The organism is Streptomyces sp. NBC_00090, assembly GCF_045160815.1.
GTDB lineage: Bacteria > Actinomycetota > Actinomycetes > Streptomycetales > Streptomycetaceae > Streptomyces.
The window spans coordinates 8,535,350-8,553,999 of record NZ_CP108224.1 but is presented as its reverse complement, the minus strand read 5'-3'; the positions used below and the strand labels follow the sequence as shown (position 1 = coordinate 8,553,999).

General features: G+C 69.4%; 16 protein-coding genes and 2 pseudogenes. 10 read left to right on the top strand and 8 right to left on the bottom strand.

Going from position 1 to position 18,650, the window contains the following annotated elements; genetic code table 11:
- The first annotated feature begins 397 nt into the window (after positions 1-397).
- Together OG361_RS37950 and OG361_RS37945 are read left to right on the top strand one after the other, a co-directional pair.
- Positions 398-1,180 (top strand): SAM-dependent methyltransferase, encoded by a 783-nt coding sequence (locus OG361_RS37950; protein WP_405861002.1) that lies wholly within the window; start codon positions 398-400, stop codon positions 1,178-1,180.
- Between the two features lie 502 nt (positions 1,181-1,682).
- Positions 1,683-3,407 carry a right-handed parallel beta-helix repeat-containing protein gene (locus OG361_RS37945; protein ID WP_405861000.1) on the top strand — a complete coding sequence of 575 codons (1,725 nt, stop codon included), beginning with the start codon at positions 1,683-1,685 and terminating at the stop codon, positions 3,405-3,407.
- Here the strand turns inward: OG361_RS37945 and OG361_RS37940 are convergent.
- From OG361_RS37940 to OG361_RS37925, 4 genes are all read right to left on the bottom strand, one after another.
- On the bottom strand, positions 3,386-4,768 hold the full coding sequence (locus OG361_RS37940; protein WP_405860998.1) for a UDP-glucose dehydrogenase family protein: 1,383 nt from the start codon (positions 4,766-4,768) through the stop codon (positions 3,386-3,388). The genes OG361_RS37945 and OG361_RS37940 overlap by 22 nt on opposite strands.
- Before the next feature lie 23 nt (positions 4,769-4,791).
- Positions 4,792-5,820, bottom strand: a complete 1,029-nt coding sequence (galE, locus tag OG361_RS37935) for a UDP-glucose 4-epimerase GalE (RefSeq protein WP_405860996.1) — start codon at positions 5,818-5,820, stop codon at positions 4,792-4,794.
- Between the two features lie 48 nt (positions 5,821-5,868).
- Positions 5,869-7,725, bottom strand: a complete 1,857-nt coding sequence (locus OG361_RS37930; protein WP_405860994.1) for a glycosyltransferase family 2 protein — start codon at positions 7,723-7,725, stop codon at positions 5,869-5,871.
- Between the two features lie 121 nt (positions 7,726-7,846).
- Positions 7,847-8,839, bottom strand: coding sequence for a UDP-glucuronic acid decarboxylase family protein (locus OG361_RS37925; RefSeq protein ID WP_384565216.1), 993 nt, complete (start codon positions 8,837-8,839; stop codon positions 7,847-7,849).
- Between the two features lie 302 nt (positions 8,840-9,141).
- Between OG361_RS37925 and OG361_RS37920 the strand changes: the two genes are divergently transcribed.
- On the top strand, positions 9,142-9,471 hold the full coding sequence (locus OG361_RS37920) for an enoyl-CoA hydratase-related protein (RefSeq protein WP_405860992.1): 330 nt from the start codon (positions 9,142-9,144) through the stop codon (positions 9,469-9,471).
- 64 nt (positions 9,472-9,535) lie between these two features.
- Here OG361_RS37920 and OG361_RS37915 read toward each other — a convergent pair whose 3' ends face one another.
- On the bottom strand, positions 9,536-10,909 hold the full coding sequence (locus OG361_RS37915) for a diacylglycerol/lipid kinase family protein (RefSeq protein ID WP_405860990.1): 1,374 nt from the start codon (positions 10,907-10,909) through the stop codon (positions 9,536-9,538).
- A 309-nt stretch (positions 10,910-11,218) separates the two neighbouring features.
- Here OG361_RS37915 and OG361_RS37910 point away from each other — a divergent pair, with 309 nt between their 5' ends.
- From OG361_RS37910 to OG361_RS37900, 3 genes and pseudogenes are all read left to right on the top strand, one after another.
- Positions 11,219-11,458: a hypothetical protein gene (locus OG361_RS37910; RefSeq protein WP_405860988.1), complete on the top strand. Its 240-nt coding sequence runs from the start codon at positions 11,219-11,221 to the stop codon at positions 11,456-11,458.
- Positions 11,459-11,486: 28 nt separating this feature from the next.
- Positions 11,487-11,993 (top strand): hypothetical protein, encoded by a 507-nt coding sequence (locus OG361_RS37905; protein ID WP_405860986.1) that lies wholly within the window; start codon positions 11,487-11,489, stop codon positions 11,991-11,993.
- Positions 11,994-12,223: 230 nt separating this feature from the next.
- Positions 12,224-13,504 (top strand): annotated as a pseudogene (locus tag OG361_RS37900) (class I adenylate-forming enzyme family protein); the annotation flags it as partial.
- Positions 13,505-13,609: 105 nt separating this feature from the next.
- Here the strand turns inward: OG361_RS37900 and OG361_RS37895 are convergent.
- Positions 13,610-14,188, bottom strand: coding sequence for a TetR/AcrR family transcriptional regulator (locus tag OG361_RS37895; protein ID WP_405862658.1), 579 nt, complete (start codon positions 14,186-14,188; stop codon positions 13,610-13,612).
- Between the two features lie 180 nt (positions 14,189-14,368).
- On the opposite strand from OG361_RS37895, the pseudogene OG361_RS37890 reads away from it, so the two are divergent.
- A pseudogene (locus OG361_RS37890) lies at positions 14,369-15,369 on the top strand (IS5 family transposase).
- A 242-nt stretch (positions 15,370-15,611) separates the two neighbouring features.
- Positions 15,612-15,734: a hypothetical protein gene (locus OG361_RS37885; RefSeq protein WP_405860984.1), complete on the top strand. Its 123-nt coding sequence runs from the start codon at positions 15,612-15,614 to the stop codon at positions 15,732-15,734.
- A gap of 112 nt (positions 15,735-15,846) precedes the next feature.
- Here OG361_RS37885 and OG361_RS37880 read toward each other — a convergent pair whose 3' ends face one another.
- On the bottom strand, positions 15,847-16,491 hold the full coding sequence (locus OG361_RS37880) for a GAP family protein (RefSeq protein ID WP_405860982.1): 645 nt from the start codon (positions 16,489-16,491) through the stop codon (positions 15,847-15,849).
- Between the two features lie 287 nt (positions 16,492-16,778).
- Here OG361_RS37880 and OG361_RS37875 point away from each other — a divergent pair, with 287 nt between their 5' ends.
- Positions 16,779-16,967, top strand: coding sequence for a hypothetical protein (locus OG361_RS37875; protein WP_405860980.1), 189 nt, complete (start codon positions 16,779-16,781; stop codon positions 16,965-16,967).
- Entirely contained in the window at positions 16,964-17,086 is a 123-nt protein-coding gene (locus tag OG361_RS37870; protein ID WP_405860978.1) for a hypothetical protein, read from the top strand. The genes OG361_RS37875 and OG361_RS37870 overlap by 4 nt, the downstream gene beginning before the upstream one ends.
- Before the next feature lie 203 nt (positions 17,087-17,289).
- Here OG361_RS37870 and OG361_RS37865 read toward each other — a convergent pair whose 3' ends face one another.
- On the bottom strand, positions 17,290-18,111 hold the full coding sequence (locus tag OG361_RS37865) for a lipase family protein (RefSeq protein WP_405860976.1): 822 nt from the start codon (positions 18,109-18,111) through the stop codon (positions 17,290-17,292).
- Between the last annotated feature and the right edge of the window lie 539 nt (positions 18,112-18,650).

Sequence of the window (18,650 nt, the reverse complement as noted above, 5' to 3'; positions counted from 1 at the left end):
GACAAAATGCCGCCTGGGCACCGCCTCGGCGGTCACATGCCGCCTTGTCGGCACAACCGACCCCCTCGCGCACCGGATACGGATCGGCCCGTCACCCGCTCCGGACACCCCGCCGGTGTCGGTCTCCTGCCGGCTCATGGTCCCAGGCCAGAAGGGCGCGAGCCACGTAGCGTCGGCAGACGAAGAACCGGTTCCCACCCCGCTGCCAGACCACCTTCAGCAGCCGTTCGGACCGCCACATCCACAGCCCGGCGAACACCATCGCCCACAACCGATCAGTACTCAACACCCCACACGGCCTTCCACAGCACGCTTTGGCGGCGGACAACGTGCGCAACGGTGGGCAAAGCGCCCTCGACATAAGGGAGTTGCCGGGTCCCTGCGATACGTTGACGGCGTGACCGACATCGAATCGCGCATCGACACATCCCGGCCCCACACCGCCCGGATATGGAACTACTGGACCGGCGGCAAGGACAACTACCTGGTCGACCGGGAGGCCGGCGACCGGATCCGTGAGCTGCATCCCGGGATCGGGGAGTACGCGAAGGCGGACCGGCTGTTCCTGGGGCGGGCGGTGCGGTATCTGGCCGAACAGGAGGGCATCCGGCAGTTCCTGGACATCGGGACGGGGCTGCCGAGCGCCGAGAACACCCACGAGGTCGCCCAGCGCGTCGCCCCCGACGCGCGTGTCGTGTACGTGGACAACGACCCGCTCGTGCTGGCTCACGCCCGGGCACTGCTGGTCGGGACGCCCGAGGGGCGCACCGACTACCTGGACGCCGATCTGCGGGACGTCGACTCGATCCTGGCCGCCGCAGCGAAGACACTCGACCTCTCGCAGCCGGTCGCGCTGATGCTGCTCGGGGTCGTCATCTTCGTCGAGAACGACGAGGAGTCGTACACGATCGTCCGCCGGCTCATGGACGCGCTCGCACCCGGCAGTCACCTCGTCCTGTCCCACACGGTCACTCACCCCGACATGCCGGATGTCGACGCGGCGGTGGCGTTCTGGAACGAGCACGGCACGCCGAAGCTCACGCAGCGGACCCCTGCCGCCGTCGCGCGCTACTTCGACGGCCTGGAGCTGCTCGAGCCCGGGGTGGTGTCATGCTCCGCGTGGCGGCCTGTGACGCCGGCGGCGGACGTTGCGATGTACGCGGGCGTCGGCCGCAAGTGAAGGCCGGCATGGGTGGTTCATAGGCCCATGCGTCAGGACCAGTCTGTCGAGCACCGGCCGCGTGCACCAGCGGGAAGGTGATGTGCGCGCGACAGCGCGCCCGGACCGCGGTGTTGTGGCCGCGCGCTGAGGGGGCCGCCCGGTCGGGGGCGGCCCCCTCGGATGTGGCCCGGCGCCCGGGCTCGCACGTGGCCTCGCGACCGGGGCAGCGAGGCGCATCGTTGGGCCAGACGTCGGCAAGGCGGTGCCCGAGGGTGGTGAGCCAGGTGGCCGTACGCCTTGCCGGTGGCGAGAACCCGCCCCCGCCGCCATTGCCCGGATGGCGGGAACAGTGGAGCGCGCCGGTCGCGGGCACGGCGTGGAGTTCGTGTGGTCCTGATCTGCCGTTCGGGTGGATTCTTCAGCCCTGTGCGTCATGTCAATGCCGGGGGCATGGCCTCTTTCTCTGTCAGGCTGCCGGAGCACCGTTGATGCACCAGACAGTCAGGGAGTTCGAGCGTCGATGCAGGAACCAACGGAGATTTCGGGTATCCCCTCGGATGAGTCGTACCGCCGACGGGATTTCGGGCTGTGCCGGTCGCGTGTTGTTCGGTGCGCGCTGACCGCTGTTCTGCTGGCGGTGGCCGGTTGTTCGCTTCCGGAGACCTATGTCCCGCCCCGTAAGAACGCGGCCGAGGGGTTCACGTTCTACGTGGCTCCCGGAGGCGACGACGACAATGACGGGCTTTCCCCGGAGCGGGCGTGGCGGACGCTGCGCAAGGCGGACGCGGTGTCCTTCAAGCCGGGTGACCGTCTCCGGTTGATGGGGGGTGCCCGGTATCCCGGTGCTCTCGCGCTCGGTGAGAAGGAAGCGGGCAGCGCGGCAAGGCCTGTTGTGATCGAGTCGTACGGAAAGGGCCGTGCGAGGATCGAAGCGGCCGGAACTCCGGGAATCTCCGTGTACAACACCGCGGGGGTGGAGATCCGGAACATCGAGCTGGTCGGTGACAGCCGCGCGTACTCCGGGAGTGTCGGGGTGCGGTTCTTCAGCGATCTCGCGGAGGACCGGAAACTGTCGCACGTGGTTCTCTCCGGTCTCGACATCTCCCGCTTCCGCTCCGGGGTCACGCTTGCAGGCGCCAACCGGGGTACCGGGTTCCGTGACGTCCGTATCAGTGACACCGTCGTCCACGGCAACAAGGATGCGGGCATTTCCTCGGTGGGGCCCGAGTTCGACGTGGAGAAGCCGGTGTACGCACATGAGAAGGTGTCACTGACCCGCGTGCAGGCGTTCGGGAACGACGGGGACCCGAGGGCGGGCAGCCGTAACACCGGCAGCGGCATCATGCTGGGCAGTGTCCGTGACGCCAGGGTTCAGCGGTCGACGGCCCATCACAACGGGCTGAAGTCGTCGAGCAGGGCCAAGGAAGGGCCCGAGGGGATCTGGGCCTACGACTCCACCCGTGTGGTCATCGAGCGCAACGTCTCGTATGCCAACCGGTCGGCGTCCCATGCGGACGGCGGCGGTTTCGGCCTGGACAACAACGTCTCCTCATCGGTTCTCCAGTACAACCTGGCTTTCGGGAACGACGGGCCGGGCTATCTCCTCTATACGCGTGACCAGAACGGTGCGCACCGGAACAACGTGGTGCGTTTCAATCTCAGTCACAGTGACTCCCGCAAGCAGCTGCAGTACGGCGGGATCGTCGCGTATGGCGGCCTCGTCAGTGACCTGGACATCTACCACAACACGGTGGTGATGAAGGCGAGGGGCCGCGCTTCGGAGAGCGCGCCGGCTCTGCGCCTGGAGCGGGGGCTGGCCAGGGCGCGGATCCGGAACAACATCTTCGTCACCGACGGCGCTCCTGTCGTGTTGTCGACAGCTGCCTTCTCGGCGGGTGACGTGGCGCTGCAGGGCAACGACTACTTCAGCACCGACGGCTGGAAGGTGCGGTGGGGCCGTGAGAGTTACTCGACGCTCGATGACTGGCGTGCGGCGGGCGGTCAGGAGCGGGATGGCTCCGGCCCGACGGGCACGGATGCCGATCCGTGTCTGGAGAGCACGTCGGCCCCCGTCAGAGGTGTGAAGGGGGCCGCCATGATGGTGCCTGGCTGTTCGGACGAGCTGACCGAGGCGGCGCTGAACCTCAGGGCGATGGGTGTCGATCCGGGTCCCGTCGACTACTTCGGTGAGCGTCTCGCCCCGGCCGCCGCTGCCGGGGCTGCTCAGCCCAGGTCGGAGGAGTAGGCCGAGGCGACGGGGGCCGCCGCCTGCTGGTTGGGCAGGGCAGGCGGCGTCGGCCTCCCCAGTGCGCGTACGGTCCAGCCGGCGGAGCGCCAGAGCGCGGCGTCCAGCGTGTTGCGGGCGTCGAGGATCTTGGGGACGGCTGCCGACGCAGCGAGCACGGCGGGGTCGAGGCGGCGGAACTCGGGCCACTCCGTGAGGTGCAGGACGAGGTCGGCGCCCTCGCACGCCTTCGTCGCGTCGTGGACGTACTCGAGCTGAGGCATGACGGACCGGGCGTTCTCGATGCCCTGTGGGTCGTACAGCCTCACCGTCGCGCCCTGTCGGTGGATCGCGGCGGCCACTGCGAGCGCGGGTGAGTCGCGTACGTCGTCGCTGTCCGGTTTGAACGTCGCGCCGAGCACGCCGATGCGGCGGCCGGTGAAGTCACCGCCGGCCATGTCCCGGGCGATGTCGACCGTGCGATGCCGCTGACGGCCGTTGATCTGGTCGACCTGGTGCAGGAACGCGACGGAATCACCGACGCCGAGTTCCCCTGCACGGGCCATGAACGCGCGGATGTCCTTGGGCAGGCAGCCGCCGCCGAAGCCGAGGCCCGCGGCGAGGAACCGGCGTCCGATACGGGTGTCGTGGCCGAGGGCCTCGGCCAGCGTGACGACGTCGGCTCCGGCGGCGTCGCAGACTTCGGCCATGGCGTTGATGAACGAGATCTTGGTGGCGAGGAAGGAGTTCGCCGCCACCTTGACCAGCTCCGCGGTCGCCGGGGTGGTGCTGATGTAGGGAACGCCCGCCCGCAGCATCGGCGCGTACACGTCCCGAAGGACGGCGTCGGCACGCGAGGACGAGACACCGGCAACGATCCGGTCGGGACGCAGGGTGTCCTCGACGGCATGGCCTTCCCGGAGGAACTCGGGGTTCCAGGCGACCTCGACGTCCACGCCCTCGGGAGCGAGCGCGTCGACGCGTACCGTGAGCCGGGCCGTCGTGCCGGCGGGCACCGTCGACTTGCCGACGATCAGCGATGGCCCTCGAAGGTACGGCGCCAGGCCCTCGACGACGGCGTCCACGAACCGCAGATCGGCGGCCTGGGAGTTCTCCTTCTGCGGTGTGCCGACGCAGACGAAGTGGACCTGCCCGAATTCGGCGGCCTCTCGCAGCGAGGTGGTGAACCGCAGGCGGCCCGATTCCACGTTCCGGGTGAGCATCTCCTGGAGCCCCGGCTCGAAGAAGGGAGCCCTGCCTTGAGCGAGCCTCGCGATCTTTCGGGCGTCGACGTCGACGCCGAGCACCTCGTGCCCGCTGTCCGCCATGCACGCGGCGTGCACGGCACCCAGGTAGCCGGTTCCAATGACGGTCAACCGCATCTTGTTCTGCTCCTGTCTGGGCTTCAGTTCGCGTAACCGAAGGGGTTCAGTTTTTGGAAGCGCCATGCGTCCTCGACCATGGCGGTGAGATCCCGTGTGGTGCTCCAGCCCCATGCCTGTTCCACGGCGGTGGGGTCGGCGACCAGCTCGGCCACGTCACCGGGGCGTCGGCCGGTGATCTCGTAGGGGATCGGTGCTTCAGAGATGTCCGCGAAGGCCGTCACCAGCTCGCGTACGGACGTGCCCCGGCCCGTGCCGAGGTTGAGAACCCGCATGCCGCTCTCGTCGTCGAGGTGGTCCAGCGCGACGCGGTGTCCCTCGGCGACGTCCATGACGTGGATGTAGTCGCGGACACCGGTGCCGTCCGGTGTGGGGTAGTCGTCGCCGAAGATCCTCAGTCGCTCCAGCCGCCCGGCGGCGACCTGCGCGATGTACGGCATGACGTTGTTGGGAACACCGTAGGGCGCCTCGCCCAGCAGCCCGGAGGGGTGTGCTCCGACCGGGTTGAAGTAGCGCAGTGCCAGCACGGAGAACTCCGGAAGCCGGCGGCACACGTCGGACAGCACCTGCTCGCACATCCACTTGGAGGCGGCGTACGGGTTGGTGGGGCGGGCCGGGTCGCTCTCGGTCAGCGGCACCTTGGTGGCATCGCCGTAGATCGAGCACGAGGAGGAGAAGACCAGACGGTGTACGCCGTGGTCGCGCATGGCGCGCAGGAGTGCGGTGGTGCCGCCGACGTTGGTGTCGTAGTACTCGACGGGCAGGTCCACGGACTCGCCCACCGCCTTCTTGGCCGCGAAATGGATGACGGCGTCGAAGGAGTGGTTCTCGAAGACCTTGCCGAGAGCTTTCCGGTCGAGAAGGTCGGCCTCGTACACCGCGGCCGGCGGGCGGCCGGCGACCTTCGCGATGCGCTCGACGGCCTCCGGTGAGCTGTTGGAGTAGTTGTCGACCAGCACGATCTCGTGGCCGTGCTCAAGGAGTTCGACGCACGTATGGCTGCCGATGAAGCCGGCGGCTCCGGTCACGAGGAGGGTGGAAGGACCGGGCATGAGGGACCTTTCGATGGGCGCGGGGCAGGGGCGGGGCGACGTCCTGGGTCACCAACCCAGGACACCGGCGAGGTAGATGGGGTACAGGTAGGCGGCCAGGGCGAGCGGAAGCAGCGCGAGGGTGCCTGCGAGCAGAGGCGGCCATGCGGTGACGAGGGCCCGGTGGACGCCGACTCCGGCTCCCCGGGCGGCCTCGACGACGTGCAGGCCGGCCACGGCGAGTGTCACCACGACATAGGACAGGGAGCCGAGGATGCACAGGAAGACGTAGCCCACTGCGGGGCCGGTGAGTTCGCCGATCACCGCCGCCGAGGAGAGCGCGCAGCTGATGAGCACATAGGGGGCCACCAGGCGCAGCGGCAGCGGTTCGAGCCCGTTGCGGGACTTGGGGGTGACCTTGAAGACGACGGGCCGGGGTCGGAGCCGCTGGAGCAGGGCCGCGCAGATGCCCCAGACGACGAAGGGCCACCGTGCCAGAACGAAGAGCCAGTTCTCCCAGCTGAGCACAGGAGCGTCATGAGGACGCAGCAGACCGCAGCGGCGCACCATCAGGGTGAGGAGGATCAGCCATACGGACATGGCCCAGAAGTGGCCCAGGAAGGAGAAGTAGTTGACGTTGATCCAGGGCAGGCCGGTGACGGCCGCGACAGGGGGGAGGGCGATGCCCACGGCGGTCGCTGTCGCCAGGAGGGGGTAGTACAGGGCGATGAGCCCGAACCGCAGGCGGAGACGGCGGCTCATCCGGCCCAGGTGCTTGGGGAGCATGCCGAAGAGGAGGACGGCGAGACTGCGCGACCACTGGAACTCCTGAGTGGCCATCGCCGCGAAGGTGATCGGGCCCTCGCCGTGTGCCTCGGCGTCGATGGCGAACCCGCCTTGCCAGCCGGCGGAGTTCAGCAGGAAGGTGGTGGAGAAGTCCTCGGCGAGCTCGGGACCGAGGCCGCCGATGTCCCGCAGGGCCTGGGTGCGCACGGCGTAGTGGGAGCCGATGCACAGCGGGCCGTAACCCTCGGAGTGTCCGAGCTGGAAGGCCCCGTGGAAGACCGCCTCGCGGTAGAGCCTGCCGCGTGCCGACCACGAGGCGTCGGCGTTGGAATCGCAGACGCTGGGGGCGGCGACATAGCCGATCGCCGGGTCGGCGAAGGGCCGGACCACCTCGGTCAGGTAGTCCGGGCCGGGGATGTGATCGCAGTCGAGCTGGGCCACGACGTCGTAGTGCTCATAGCCCCAGTGGTCGTAGAAGTAGGCCAGGTTGCCTTCCTTGCACCGGGTCCGGCGCGGCCACGTGGACCGGTGGTACTCCTCGACACCCCGTCGGCAGGAGAGTCCGACCCCGTTCTCCTGGCACCAGTCGGAGATCTCCTGCGTCGGATCCTCGTCACAGAGCCAGACGTCGTAGGGGTACGGAAACGTCTGGTTCGCCATCGCGAGCAGGGTGGTCCGGGCCATGTCCCAGTGCTCCGAGGGCGCACGGGTCACCACGAAGGCAGTCCTCAGCCTGGGTACGGCGATCGCCGGGTTGAAGCGGCGCATCCGGGCGCACACGAACACGAAGTGGAAGGGCAGGACCGTGAGGTAGACCAGCAGCGCGCTGTTGACGATCAGGCCCACCCAGCCGACCCGGTGCTCGGGCTGGAGCCACCAGACCCAGAACCAGACGAGCCCGGCCAGCCATCCGGCGCTGAGCAACGTCACCTTGACCCGGTCGGCCCGGGAGAACTGGGAGACGAAACTGTCGGCCCGTGTCATGGCCGTACGGGGAGGGTTCCCGAAGACCGGTCCGTCGGGAGAGAGCCCTACGACGTTCCCGGCGGACAGCGCGTGGACATCGTCGAGAAGCGCGTCGGGCGGCGTGCGGGTGATCGTGCCGGTCTGGGTGGCAGGGCCTGGCGGGGCCTGCGTCATGGGTGTGCTCCAGAGGGAAAGTCGTCTGGTAGGGGCGGCCGAGCGGGCGTCGTGCCGGTCCGCGGTGGATCGGCACGACGCCCGGGCCGGGAATTGCGCGGGAGTCGGCGTGCGGGGCGGCTCAGGGAACCGGGACGGTGTCCTGCTGCCCGCCGCGGATCGCCGCCGCTCCCCGCGCGATGTCCTGGGGCCGGCCCAGGAACCAGTCGACGGTCCTGCTCAGCCCTTGCCGAACGTCCACTTCCGGGTCCCAGCCGAGCTGTTCCTGTGCCCGGGTGATCACGGGTCGCCGGCGGGTCGGGTCGTCTGTCGGAAGCGGGTGGTACTGGACGTCCGAAGCCGAGCCGGTGAGTTCGACGACGAGTTCCGCGAGTTCGAGAACCGTCCGCTCCTCCGGGTTGCCGAGATTGATCGGCCCGGTGACGGAGGAGTCCAGCATGGCGATAATGCCGCGGATCAGGTCGTCGACATAGCAGAAGCTACGCGTCTGCTTGCCGTCGCCGTAAATCGTGAGCGGTTCGCCACTGAGCGCCTGAGTGATGAAACTCGAGACGACGCGGCCGTCGTGAGGGCGCATTCGGGGACCGTAGGTGTTGAAGATGCGCACGATCCCCACGTCGACACCGCGGCTCCGGTGGTAGGCCATCGTCACCGCTTCGGCGTATCGCTTGGCCTCGTCATACACGCTGCGGGGCCCGACGGGGTTGACGTTCCCCCAGTACTCCTCGTCCTGCGGGTGGATCAAGGGATCGCCGTAGACCTCGCTGGTCGAGGCGAGCAGGAAACGGGCATCGTTCTGCTCCGCCAGGCGCAGCATGTTCTCGGTGCCGCGGCTGCCCACTGCGAGGGTCTCCAGGGGCTGGCGCAGGTAGTCGGGTGGCGAGGCAGGGCTTGCCAGGTGGGCGATCGCGTCGAGCGGCCCGGGCACCCGGACGGCTTCGCTCACATCCGCATGAATGAACTCGAACGCGCGAAAGTCGCGCAGGTGTGAGATGTTCTCGGGTTTTCCGGTGGCGAAATTGTCGAGGCATACGACGGAATCCCCCCGCCGAAGCAATGCCTCACACAAGTGCGAGCCCAGAAATCCCCCGCCGCCGGTCACGGCAACGCGCATGGCTATTCTCCAGGAAGGGACGGAAGACGAAAACGATTCTGCGGGATCTGCAGGAAAAGCATATGGGCGGAAAGAAGCGTTGCCTGGAGCCCTCTCCGGTAAATGCGCTGTTCGGTCGCAACTCGAAAGGGCGCCTGCGCCGCCGTGTCGCGCGGCCGAGTACGATGATTCGCAGGTCGTACCGCAGGTCACAGCCACGCCAGACGCCCGAGCCCTTCACTCGTGCGTGTGAACGATCACCGCGCGCGTCGGCGAAACGGAGACTTCCGGCCGCCCGGGGCGGCCGGGGGGGAGGCCCAGCGGTGACAGTCCGGGTCCGGGACCCCGGAGGCAGGGTCACCCTGGCGATCCACGCCTGCCGCAAGCCCGTGATCGCCGCGATCAACGGCGTCGCGGTCGGGATCGGCGCGACCATGACCCTGGCCATGGACGCGCGACTGATGTCCACGAACGCGCGGTTCGGCCTCGCCTTCGGCCGCCTCGGCATCACGCCCGAGGTGGTCTCGACCTGGTACCTGCCCCGCCTGGTCGGCATGCCCAAGCTCTTGAAGCGAGCACGCGAGGGGCATGCGTGGGGATGCGCGGCCAAGAAGGGCATCGTCCTGGCCCTGGGATGGTGGGAGCGGCTCTGAAGAACGGAAGGTCGGCCGTGACCTGCCAGAACACCGCCACGAGCGCCTCGGGCCGTTCGGCCCGTCACGCGCCTGACTGGTCGTCGGTGGTTCGCTCAGCCGCTCGCTCGGTGCGGCCGAACGCGAGGTCGAAGATCCGCCGCCACCTCACCGGCGGCACGGGGACGGCGACACCCGGACGGTCACGCGGTACCCGCGCCCTCAGCGCCCCCGGGCGCAGCGTGCACACCACCGGGGTCGGCATCCGCAGGGCCTCGCCGTCGACCGCCACGGCGATCTCGTCCGTGTTGGCGGTCACCTCGACGCGCTGCGCGGTCATGACAGTGAGGCCCGTGGACTGCGAGCCCCGCAGGGCCAGGGCTGCGGCCTGCGCCGCGTCCTCCACCCGGATCCCGATCACCCCCAGTTCGCCGGCGTCGAGCCGGGGCCGACGGCCGCCGCCGCTGAGCTCGTCGGGTGAGACGTACGGGTTGTTGCTGACGAGCAGCGCCTGCTGCGCGGAGAGCGCGGTGCCCTCGACCTGTGCGTCGAGCCGTCCCACCCCCTCACCGAGCAGCAGGTCCGGCATGAGGGTCAGCGCCGTACCCGCCTTGTCGTCGCGGTACTCCGGCCGCTGCACGACATCGGCGTACACCCCGAAGGACACCGTGTTGACGAAGGGCCGACCCGAGACGTCACCCAGGTCGACCCGGAGCTCCTCGCCGTCGGTCAGCGCGTCGAGACAACGGGATGGGTCGGAGCGGTCGAGACCCAGGTCCATGGCGAAGTGGTTACGGGTGCCGGCGGAGACCACCAGGAACGGCAGGCCGTGCTCGGCGGCGACGGCCGCGACGAGAGCCTGGGTGCCGTCGCCGCCCGCGACGCCGAGCAGGTCCGCGCCCTCGGCCACGGCTCGGCGGGCCAGCTCGGTGACGTCGGCGGGGGCCGACGGGTCGAGCAGGATCACCCGCGCGCCGAGCTCCTCCGCCCGCTCGACAAGACCGAAGCGGCCGACCTTCCCGCCCCCCGACTTCGGATTCATGATCAGGACCGGTCTCCTCGGCCGGGCCGCGGCGATCCCCGGCGCCGACCGCTCCGGGCGCGACGTGCGCAGCGCCGCCCGGGCGAAGGCCAGCGTCGCACCCCAGCACAGGAGCAGGACCAGCGCCGTCAGCCACAGGCCGTCGTGTGCGAACAGCACCAGGACGGCGACGGGTGCCGCGACCGCGAGGACCGCGCCGAGCAGGCGCACCGCGCCACGGTGCGCCACGAACCACCACAGGCCGACGGCACAGAGGACGAGTCCGAGCAGCCCGGCCCCGAGGACCACCAGCCCGCCCTCCCCCACCGCGAGCACGAGCACGACCAGCGAACCGATCGCCGCGAGCACCGCGAGACGCGCAAGCAACCGAGCGGCCCCACTCCTGGCGGGCCCCTTCACGCGCGTCGTCCCGCCCATGGTGTCTCCTCCATGCCGTGTTCGACCGCGAGCCCGGTCCGAGGCACCAGCCTGCCCACTCCCGGACCGGAGAGCATCCCGGCGGGACCGGGAGGATGAAGGGGACGGCCCCGAGCGCCGACGCGCTATCCCTTCGCATACTCGTACGCGGACCGTGGGGAACGGAGACCCGATCCGACTCGATATAGAATCGAGTTCGAGTTTGAGAGTACGCATGACTGCTCGCGCGCCGTCAACCACCCCCGGGGGAGGCCGGGTCGGCACCCCACCCGGCGGCAGGCGGCCGCCGCCTTCCTGACAATTACCCCCATGAGGACCGACGTGGACGCCTTCCTCTGCCGTCTGGCCCGAGAACTCAGACCGCGGACGAACGAGTCGGTCGACGCCTTGCTCCTGCGCATGCGCGGCGAGCTTCCCGAGCCGTGGCAGCACGAGGACATCACCGCTCTCGCCTCCGAAGAGACGGCCGGGCACGTCACCGCCTTTCTGGACGTGCTCGAACACGGTCTCGACGCGACCGAGATCGAGGCACCGCCCCAATCCCTCTAGATCGCCCGCAGGTTCGCCCGGAGCGGGCATGAGCAACGTCCTGGCCGTCGACGCCGCGAACGAGCTCGACACCGTCGAGGACATCGAGATGTTCTGGGCGGCCGACGACGAGCGACCGGACGTCGGCCGGGCGGTGATCCAGCACCTCATGCACATCGCCGCCGGCGACTGCCTGACCTGGGAGCACGGCGGTCCCGTCAACCACGAGTCGTACGTGGAGACCGGATCGGCGCCGATGGGCGGGGCCTACACCTGGCGGGGCGGCATCCTCGCCAGCGTCAGCGGCACCCGCAACGGGCGCCCAGCGGTGGCCGTCCGGCGTACGCCGGTCAGCGGACCGGGGTGGTACCTCGTCGCCAGCATGGCCACGGTGACCGGGACCTCCTGCGCCGCGTTCATGGTCCTCGCACTCGACGAGAGCGGTAAGCGCACCGGCTCGTTCGCCGCCGAGGACTGGGCCGAACCGGAGGCGTTCTACACCGCCCTGGAGCGCGTGGGCACACCGCGCCACGAGATCGTCGAGTCGCTGCACTAGGGACGCTCCCGACTCGGCCCTGACCAGGGCATCGCTGCGACCACATACCGGGGAGGTCGGGTCACGGCGGTGCCCTGGTCGTCTACCGACCACCCGCGCGTGGCGACCGGCCACGCCGTTTCCTGGAGCCGCCGAGATGCCCCGTCCGGTCACCCCCGTCCCACGCTCGCGCAATCCGTTCCCGCAGGAGGACCTGGCAAGGGACGCGAACGAAGTCCCGCGTTACGCGGATGCCCGCGACTCTGCTCGACATGCTGCGTAGGCACGTCGAGACACGGCCCGACGCCGAGGCGGTCGTCGAACTCGGCGGGGAGCGGCTGACGTACGCGCAGCTGTGGCACCGCGCCGCGCGGGTGGCCGGTGGGCTGCGCGCCCGTGGCGTGGCACGCGGGGACCGGGGGGCCGTGCGGTATCCGGCGGGCACGACCTGGGCGCTCGCCTTCTGGGGCACGGTGAGGGCCGGCGGCATCGTGGTGGCGGTCAACACCCGGTCGGCGCGGCCTGAGGTGGAGTTCGTCCTCGACGACGCGGGCGTGAAGGTCGACCTGGCAGCCGACGCGCCGCTGCCGGACGGCGATCCGTACGTCGTGGTGGACCTCGACCTCTCCGACGTGGTCGCGCTCTTCTACCCCTCGGGCACGACCGGGCGCCCCAAGGGGGTGCCGACCACGCACGAGGCGTTCGTGACCAACGCCGAGAACCTGGTCCGCTGTCTCGGCATACCGCGCGACATCGGGCCGGACCTGCGGACCCTGATCTCGGTGCCGTTGTTCCATGTCACGGCCTGCAATTCGCAGTTCATCGTCGCCGCCCGCCTCGGCGGAATGTCGGTGATCATGCCCGCGCTCGATCCGCCGCGCCTGACAACGGCGTTGATGGCGGAGCGGATTTCCTTCGTCGTGACCGTGCCCGCGGTGCACTCCCTGCTGTTGCGGCATCCGGGCTTCACGGACGCCGAGGTGTCCGGGGTGCGCTGGCTGGCCTACGGCGGGGCTCCGATCGCGCCGTCGCTCGTACGGTCGCTGAAGGAGGCGTTCTCCCGGGCCACGGTGATCAACGGTTACGGCATGACCGAGACGGCTTCGCTGATCACCGTCCTGCCGGACCGGGAGGCGGCCGACCACGCGGAATCCGTCGGGTACGCGGTGCCGACGGTGGGCCTCGGCGTCGTACCGATCGGAGACGACCCGTTCACGGGCGAACTGGTGGTCCGTGGCGCCACCGTCACCCCGGGGTACTGGCGCAGGCCGGAGGCCACGGCGCAGGCGATCGTGGGCGGTTGGCTGCACACCGGGGGCATCGTCCGGGTCGACGACGCGGGACGCGTCCACATCGTCGACCGGATCAAGGACATCATCAATCGCGGCGGCGAGAACATCTCCAGCGTGGAGGTCGAGGCGGTGCTGCTCTCCGCCCCCGGTGTCGCCGACGCCGCGGTCCTCGCCGTGCCCGACGACGTGATGGGCAAGAAGGTCGGAGCCGTCCTCTTCCCGGACCGGGCGGAGATCGACGTCGCCGCCGCGCTGGCGCACTGCCGGGTGTGTCTCGCCGACTTCAAGGTCCCGCAGTACGCCACGAAGGGCACGCCGTGCGCGTCAGCCGCGCCGCGCCGGCCCTTAGGAGACGTACGTCTCCAGGTAGGCGGTGACAAGGCGGCGCGCTTCGGCGATCGTGGCCTCGTCACCTGCGGGAGAGCGCCGGAACGCGATGTCGAAGAGCCGGCTGCCCACTTCGAAGGCGAGCAGCAGCGGCAGCAGGGGCGTGTCGGCGGGGACGAAGCCCCGCTCGACGAGGTAGCGCCAGAGCCGTTCCGCCTGCGCCTCGTCGAAGGCTCGCACCAGTTCGTCGAGCGTCTCGTGGCGTCCCGCGAACCACAGTTCCGTGCAGCTCGGGTGCCGGCGGAAGTAGTCGAGGTGGAGGTCGATCATGACGTCGACGGCCTCGGGGAGCGTCCGCGCCCTCGGATTGTCCAGGGCGGCGCCGATGAGCGCGTCGAGCTCGCTCACATGCTGCCTCAGGAGCTCGGCGTCGACCTGATGCCGGTCGGGGAAGTAGTGGTACATGGAGGCGGTCGGGATGCCCGCCCGCTCACCGATGGCCTTGAGGGTGGCGGCCTCGTAGCCCTGCTCGCCGAGCAGCGCCGCGGCGGCATCGAGGATGGCCCGCCTGCGCTCCTTCCCGCGGCGCTGTACCACGGTCGGGCGAGTCGGTGGCTGGGTTGTCGGACTCTTCTCGAACACGATTCGAGATCGTATCAATGACGCTCGAATTTCCACACGAACCACGGTTGACCGGCCCCTAGGGAGCGTATTGGGTCGTGATCAATCTGCGAGTTTCACCTGCGTGGCGGGGCCTGGACGGGTAGATCTTCTTGGGTGACTCGCGTGCAACTGACGGATGCGGAGTGGGAGTTCATCGAGCCGTACCTGCCGATCGGCGAGTACGGCCCGTACCCCGAGCGGCTGCGGGGGCAGTTCGAGGGCGTGATCTGGCGGTTCAAAACGGGCGGGCAGTGGCGGGAGATGCCGACGGAGTTCGGCGCCTGGTCGACCGTCCACAACCGCTTCCGGCAGTGGCGTGACGCCGGAGTCTTTGAAGCCTTGATGGAGGGCCTGATCGCACAGGCCGCGAAGCGGGGCGAGGTGGACTTGTCCCTGGTCAGCATCGACTCCACCACCGCGCGGGCCCATCACGACGCAGCCGGCATGCACCTGGACGAGGAGGTCCTCACTGCTCTGGAGAAGGCTGCCGCCGAGGCGGAGAAGGCCAGGTCAAAGGGGGCGACCGCGGCGAACAAACCGGGCAGGAGGCCGGAAGCAACCCCGAGCGGGAAGAACGGCGGCGCATCCGGCGCCGCCGGAAACTCCGGCTGAAGGCCGCACTCCTCGGACGTTCCAGGGGCGGACAGACCAGCAAGATCCATGTCGCCGGTGACCGGAAGTGCCGCCCGCTGGCGTTCATCCTGACCGCGGGCCAGGCAGCGGACAGCCCGCAGTTCATCCCCGTGCTGAAGAAGGTACGGGTGCGCGGGCCCGTCGGCCGTCCCCGCACCCGGCCGGACGCGGTCGCCGGGGACAAGGCGTACTCGTCTCGCGACAACCGCTCCCACCTGCGCAAACGCCGCATCAAGGCCGTCATCCCGGAGAAGAAGGACCAGGCCGCCAACCGAAAGAAGAAGGGCTCCAGAGGCGGCCGGCCCGTCAGCCACGACGCCGACCTGTACAAGGAGCGGAACACCGTCGAGCGTCTGATCAACAAGCTGAAGGCCTGGCGAGGCATCGCCACGCGGTACGACAAGACCCCTGACAGCTACCTCGCCGGCCTCCACTTGCGCGCCTCGATGATCTGGATCAGAGACCTCACTCGGACCACCTGATGATCATGACCCAATACGCTCCCTAACAGCCCCTGACCTCGACTTCGAATCGAGATCGATTATGGCGCTCTCGGCCAGGCCTGTCACGACAGGCATTTCGGCCGCGCCCCCACGGCGTGGCGACGGAAGGAGAGAGCCGTGGCCAACAGTTATGACGTCGTGGTGATCGGTGCCGGCTTCGCCGGAGTCACCGCGGCACGGGACCTCAGCGCCAGTCGAGAATCGCAGCGGCCCAGGCCTCGTTGGAGCTCATCGAGGGCGGCCTGAACTGCGAGCACGAGGACGTCACCCAGTGCCCGAACTACCGGCGTCTCATCGCCGAGCGGGCCGGCCCCCGCCAGTCGAAGGAGGCTCCGGCAGTGTGACCGAAACTGTATGGAACGGCGTCCAGTTGGGCCGTACTCCCGCCGACTGCCTTACGGAGCTGGGTCGTCGGGTGCGGTGGCGCGTAATTCGGTGCCGCCGGGGCCGTCCGAGTCAGGCGACCAGCTCGTAGATGCTCCGGACCGTCAGCCACAGGCCGGCGAGCAGGGAGAGGGTGACGATCAGCTGCTCCTGGTGCTGCTCCAGCCAGCTCCGCAGGGCGTTCAGCCGGGCGTTCGCGGCCGCAGGCGCCCGGAGCGCGTACATCTCCATGACGACAAGGCTGAGCGTGGCCAGGAGACAGTAGCCGGTCAGTGCGAGCCAGTCGGTGAGCGTGGAGAGGTTCGCGTCGACGGCGGTCGCGGCGCCGGCACCGACCAGCGCCCAGGGCTGCAGCACCCATGCCAGGGCGGCTGCGGTGGCCGGGGAGGCGTCGTCGATCCGGGCGGTCCAGCGTGGCGGGCCGTGCGGGCGGGGCGGTCGGCGGTGCCGGTATACGCCGTACAGCACCAGTGCCAGGCCGATGGCGAGTTTCGCGGCGATCGCGGCGGTCGAGGGCGCGCTGTGACTGGCCGGGGGCTGACCGCCGGTCAGCAGCACCACACAGGCGATCACCGCGATCAGGTTGGCCAGCCACGACAACAGGAACGCCAGCCCCTGGCGAACGCCGCGCCGCGAGGAGAGCAACAGGATGAAGGCGCTGTTGTGCAAAGGCCCCAGGGTGATGGCCGTACCGATCACCATCAGGTCGAGGACCATCGGATCAGCCGCTCCTGGGCGTGAGAGAGGTCTGCCACCTGCGGACGGGCGGACCGGTCGGCAGAGTCGGGCGTCGCTGCTGCGGTGCCGCATCCCGACTCTGCAGGTGGTGGCCCGGGCGGTCAAGCAGGCCACGCCCGCATCCTCGCCCGCGTCGATCCGGGCCTAGGACCTGCTTCCGATGGCCCGTTGCAGCACCCGGGCCCGTTGGAGTGACAGCTGCGTAGGTCACGGAGCGTGCCGGGTACCTATGTGGCGCCCTGTCCCCCGTAGTGAAGGAGTCCCTGATGGGAATCGTTGACGGTGCCGCCAAGACCGCCGGAAAGGTTCGTGACACCGCGTACGTCGCTCTCGGCGGCAAGAACGGATCCGGCCTGGAGTACAAGATCGTCGAAGTCGAAGGCACGCAGAGGGTCGAGGTGAAGGCCCCGAAGGGCTACATCGTCACCGGTGGGGCTGGGATGCCCCTTCGATGAACGATACGGACAGCGTCAGGATGAACTGTCCTCATCCGGACGGTGCAGGCTGGACGGTGCACATCGACACGCACTACCCGTTCAAGGCCTACGCGGTGTGCGTCCGCGACGACAGCTGAGTCAAACCCACCACGACCTACGGCAGTCGTGAACATCCACGGCTGCCACGGGTCACGGCCCGCCGGGCAGTGCCCCTTACGCGGCCGGTCTACCGGGGGGGCGGGCGGGACAGGGCTGGCGCGCTTCACCGACCACGTGCGCACCAAGCCCCTCCAGCCGGCAGCCGGCGCGATCGGGGGGAATCCGGCGCGATCGGGGGAATTCAGCTGAGGTTGCTCTTCAGCGCCGCAATGTATTTGAGGATCGAGTGGTCGCGGACGCCGTCGCCGGCTGGCGCGAACGGGTCGGCCGTCAGCCCCTTGGCCCGGTCCGTCAGTCCCGCCAGGAGCGTCATCGACTCCCGTACCTTCCTGGAGGCGTCGATGTAGCGCAACGTGTCGACGTGGGTGTAGGCGGGCTCGGGTGGGAGCTGGGGAACGATGTCGTTGTTGTTGACGAAGCGATGGATGCGTTTGGCCAGGCCCTCGTTGCAGGCCGCGGCGAGGAGACGGTCGCAGGTGCGGGGCTGGCCGTAGGTGTAGATGCCGTCGGCGGTCAGCTTCGGGGCTTCGAGGTGGAGGCGGGCGCCGGCGAGCATGGCCAGGGCGCCGCCGAGGCTGTGGCCGGTCAGCCACACGCTCTGCCCGTTGGTACGGAACTCGGCGAGAGTGTCTTGCACGTCCGGGTAGACGGACTGAAGCGCCTCGCCGAAGCCGTGGTGGACGTAGCCGGTCTTCGCCGGCCCGGGCCACGGCGGGGTCGTGGCATCGGAGAGCCAGTCGCGGATCTGAGCCGGCTCGGTCCCCCGGAACGCGGTAATGATCATGCGGTCGCTGGCCATGGTGAAAGCCTGCGTGTCCTGCAACGGGAACGGCGGTGTGAACCGTGTGCGGTGGTGACGCACCCGGTCGAAACCCCATTGCTCGGCCATCTCCTCGATGACGGGCTCGGTCTTGTAGGCCAGATCCGCCAACTGGGCCAGGCAGTAGGCATGCGCGAGGCTGTAGCCGGTGGCGTGGTGGTCGATCGCAGAAGGTACGGGCACGGGGGGTTCCTTTCACCATTGCGCGGTTCCGGGGGTGGGGCAGGAGCAAGGCGCGGGTCCGACGGGCGGCGCTCGGAGGGCTCTCGCCTGGACGGAGCCGTTTCGAGGGCGACGAGACCACCCGGGAAGCCGCCACTGTCCTCCTGCCGCCGCGGACCGCAGGCTCATGTCCAGCCCCGTCGATCGGGGCGGGCCCAGTCGTAGATGTACCGCCGCTGGATCCCGCTCTGCGGCATGGTCACCCGGACGGTGGCGTTTCCGGGGCCGTAGCGGTGTGTGAACGGGCGTCCGGTGACCGCAGCGCATTCGAGGTGGGCAGCGAGCGTGGATACAGGCGTCGCCATTCAGGAGCGGTTTCGGCGGGATTGGGTCGTCGTCGTGCAGTCGTAGCGCCGCTGCCAGCCGTTCGGATCAAGGCGAAACGATCACTCAGGTGACTCCTCCGACACCCCCTTGGTTGCCACTCTCCGTATTGCGACCCTTCCTTCTCGCGATGGCGCGGGGTGATCGAGGCTGCCCAGGCGACAGGAGGGACGGGC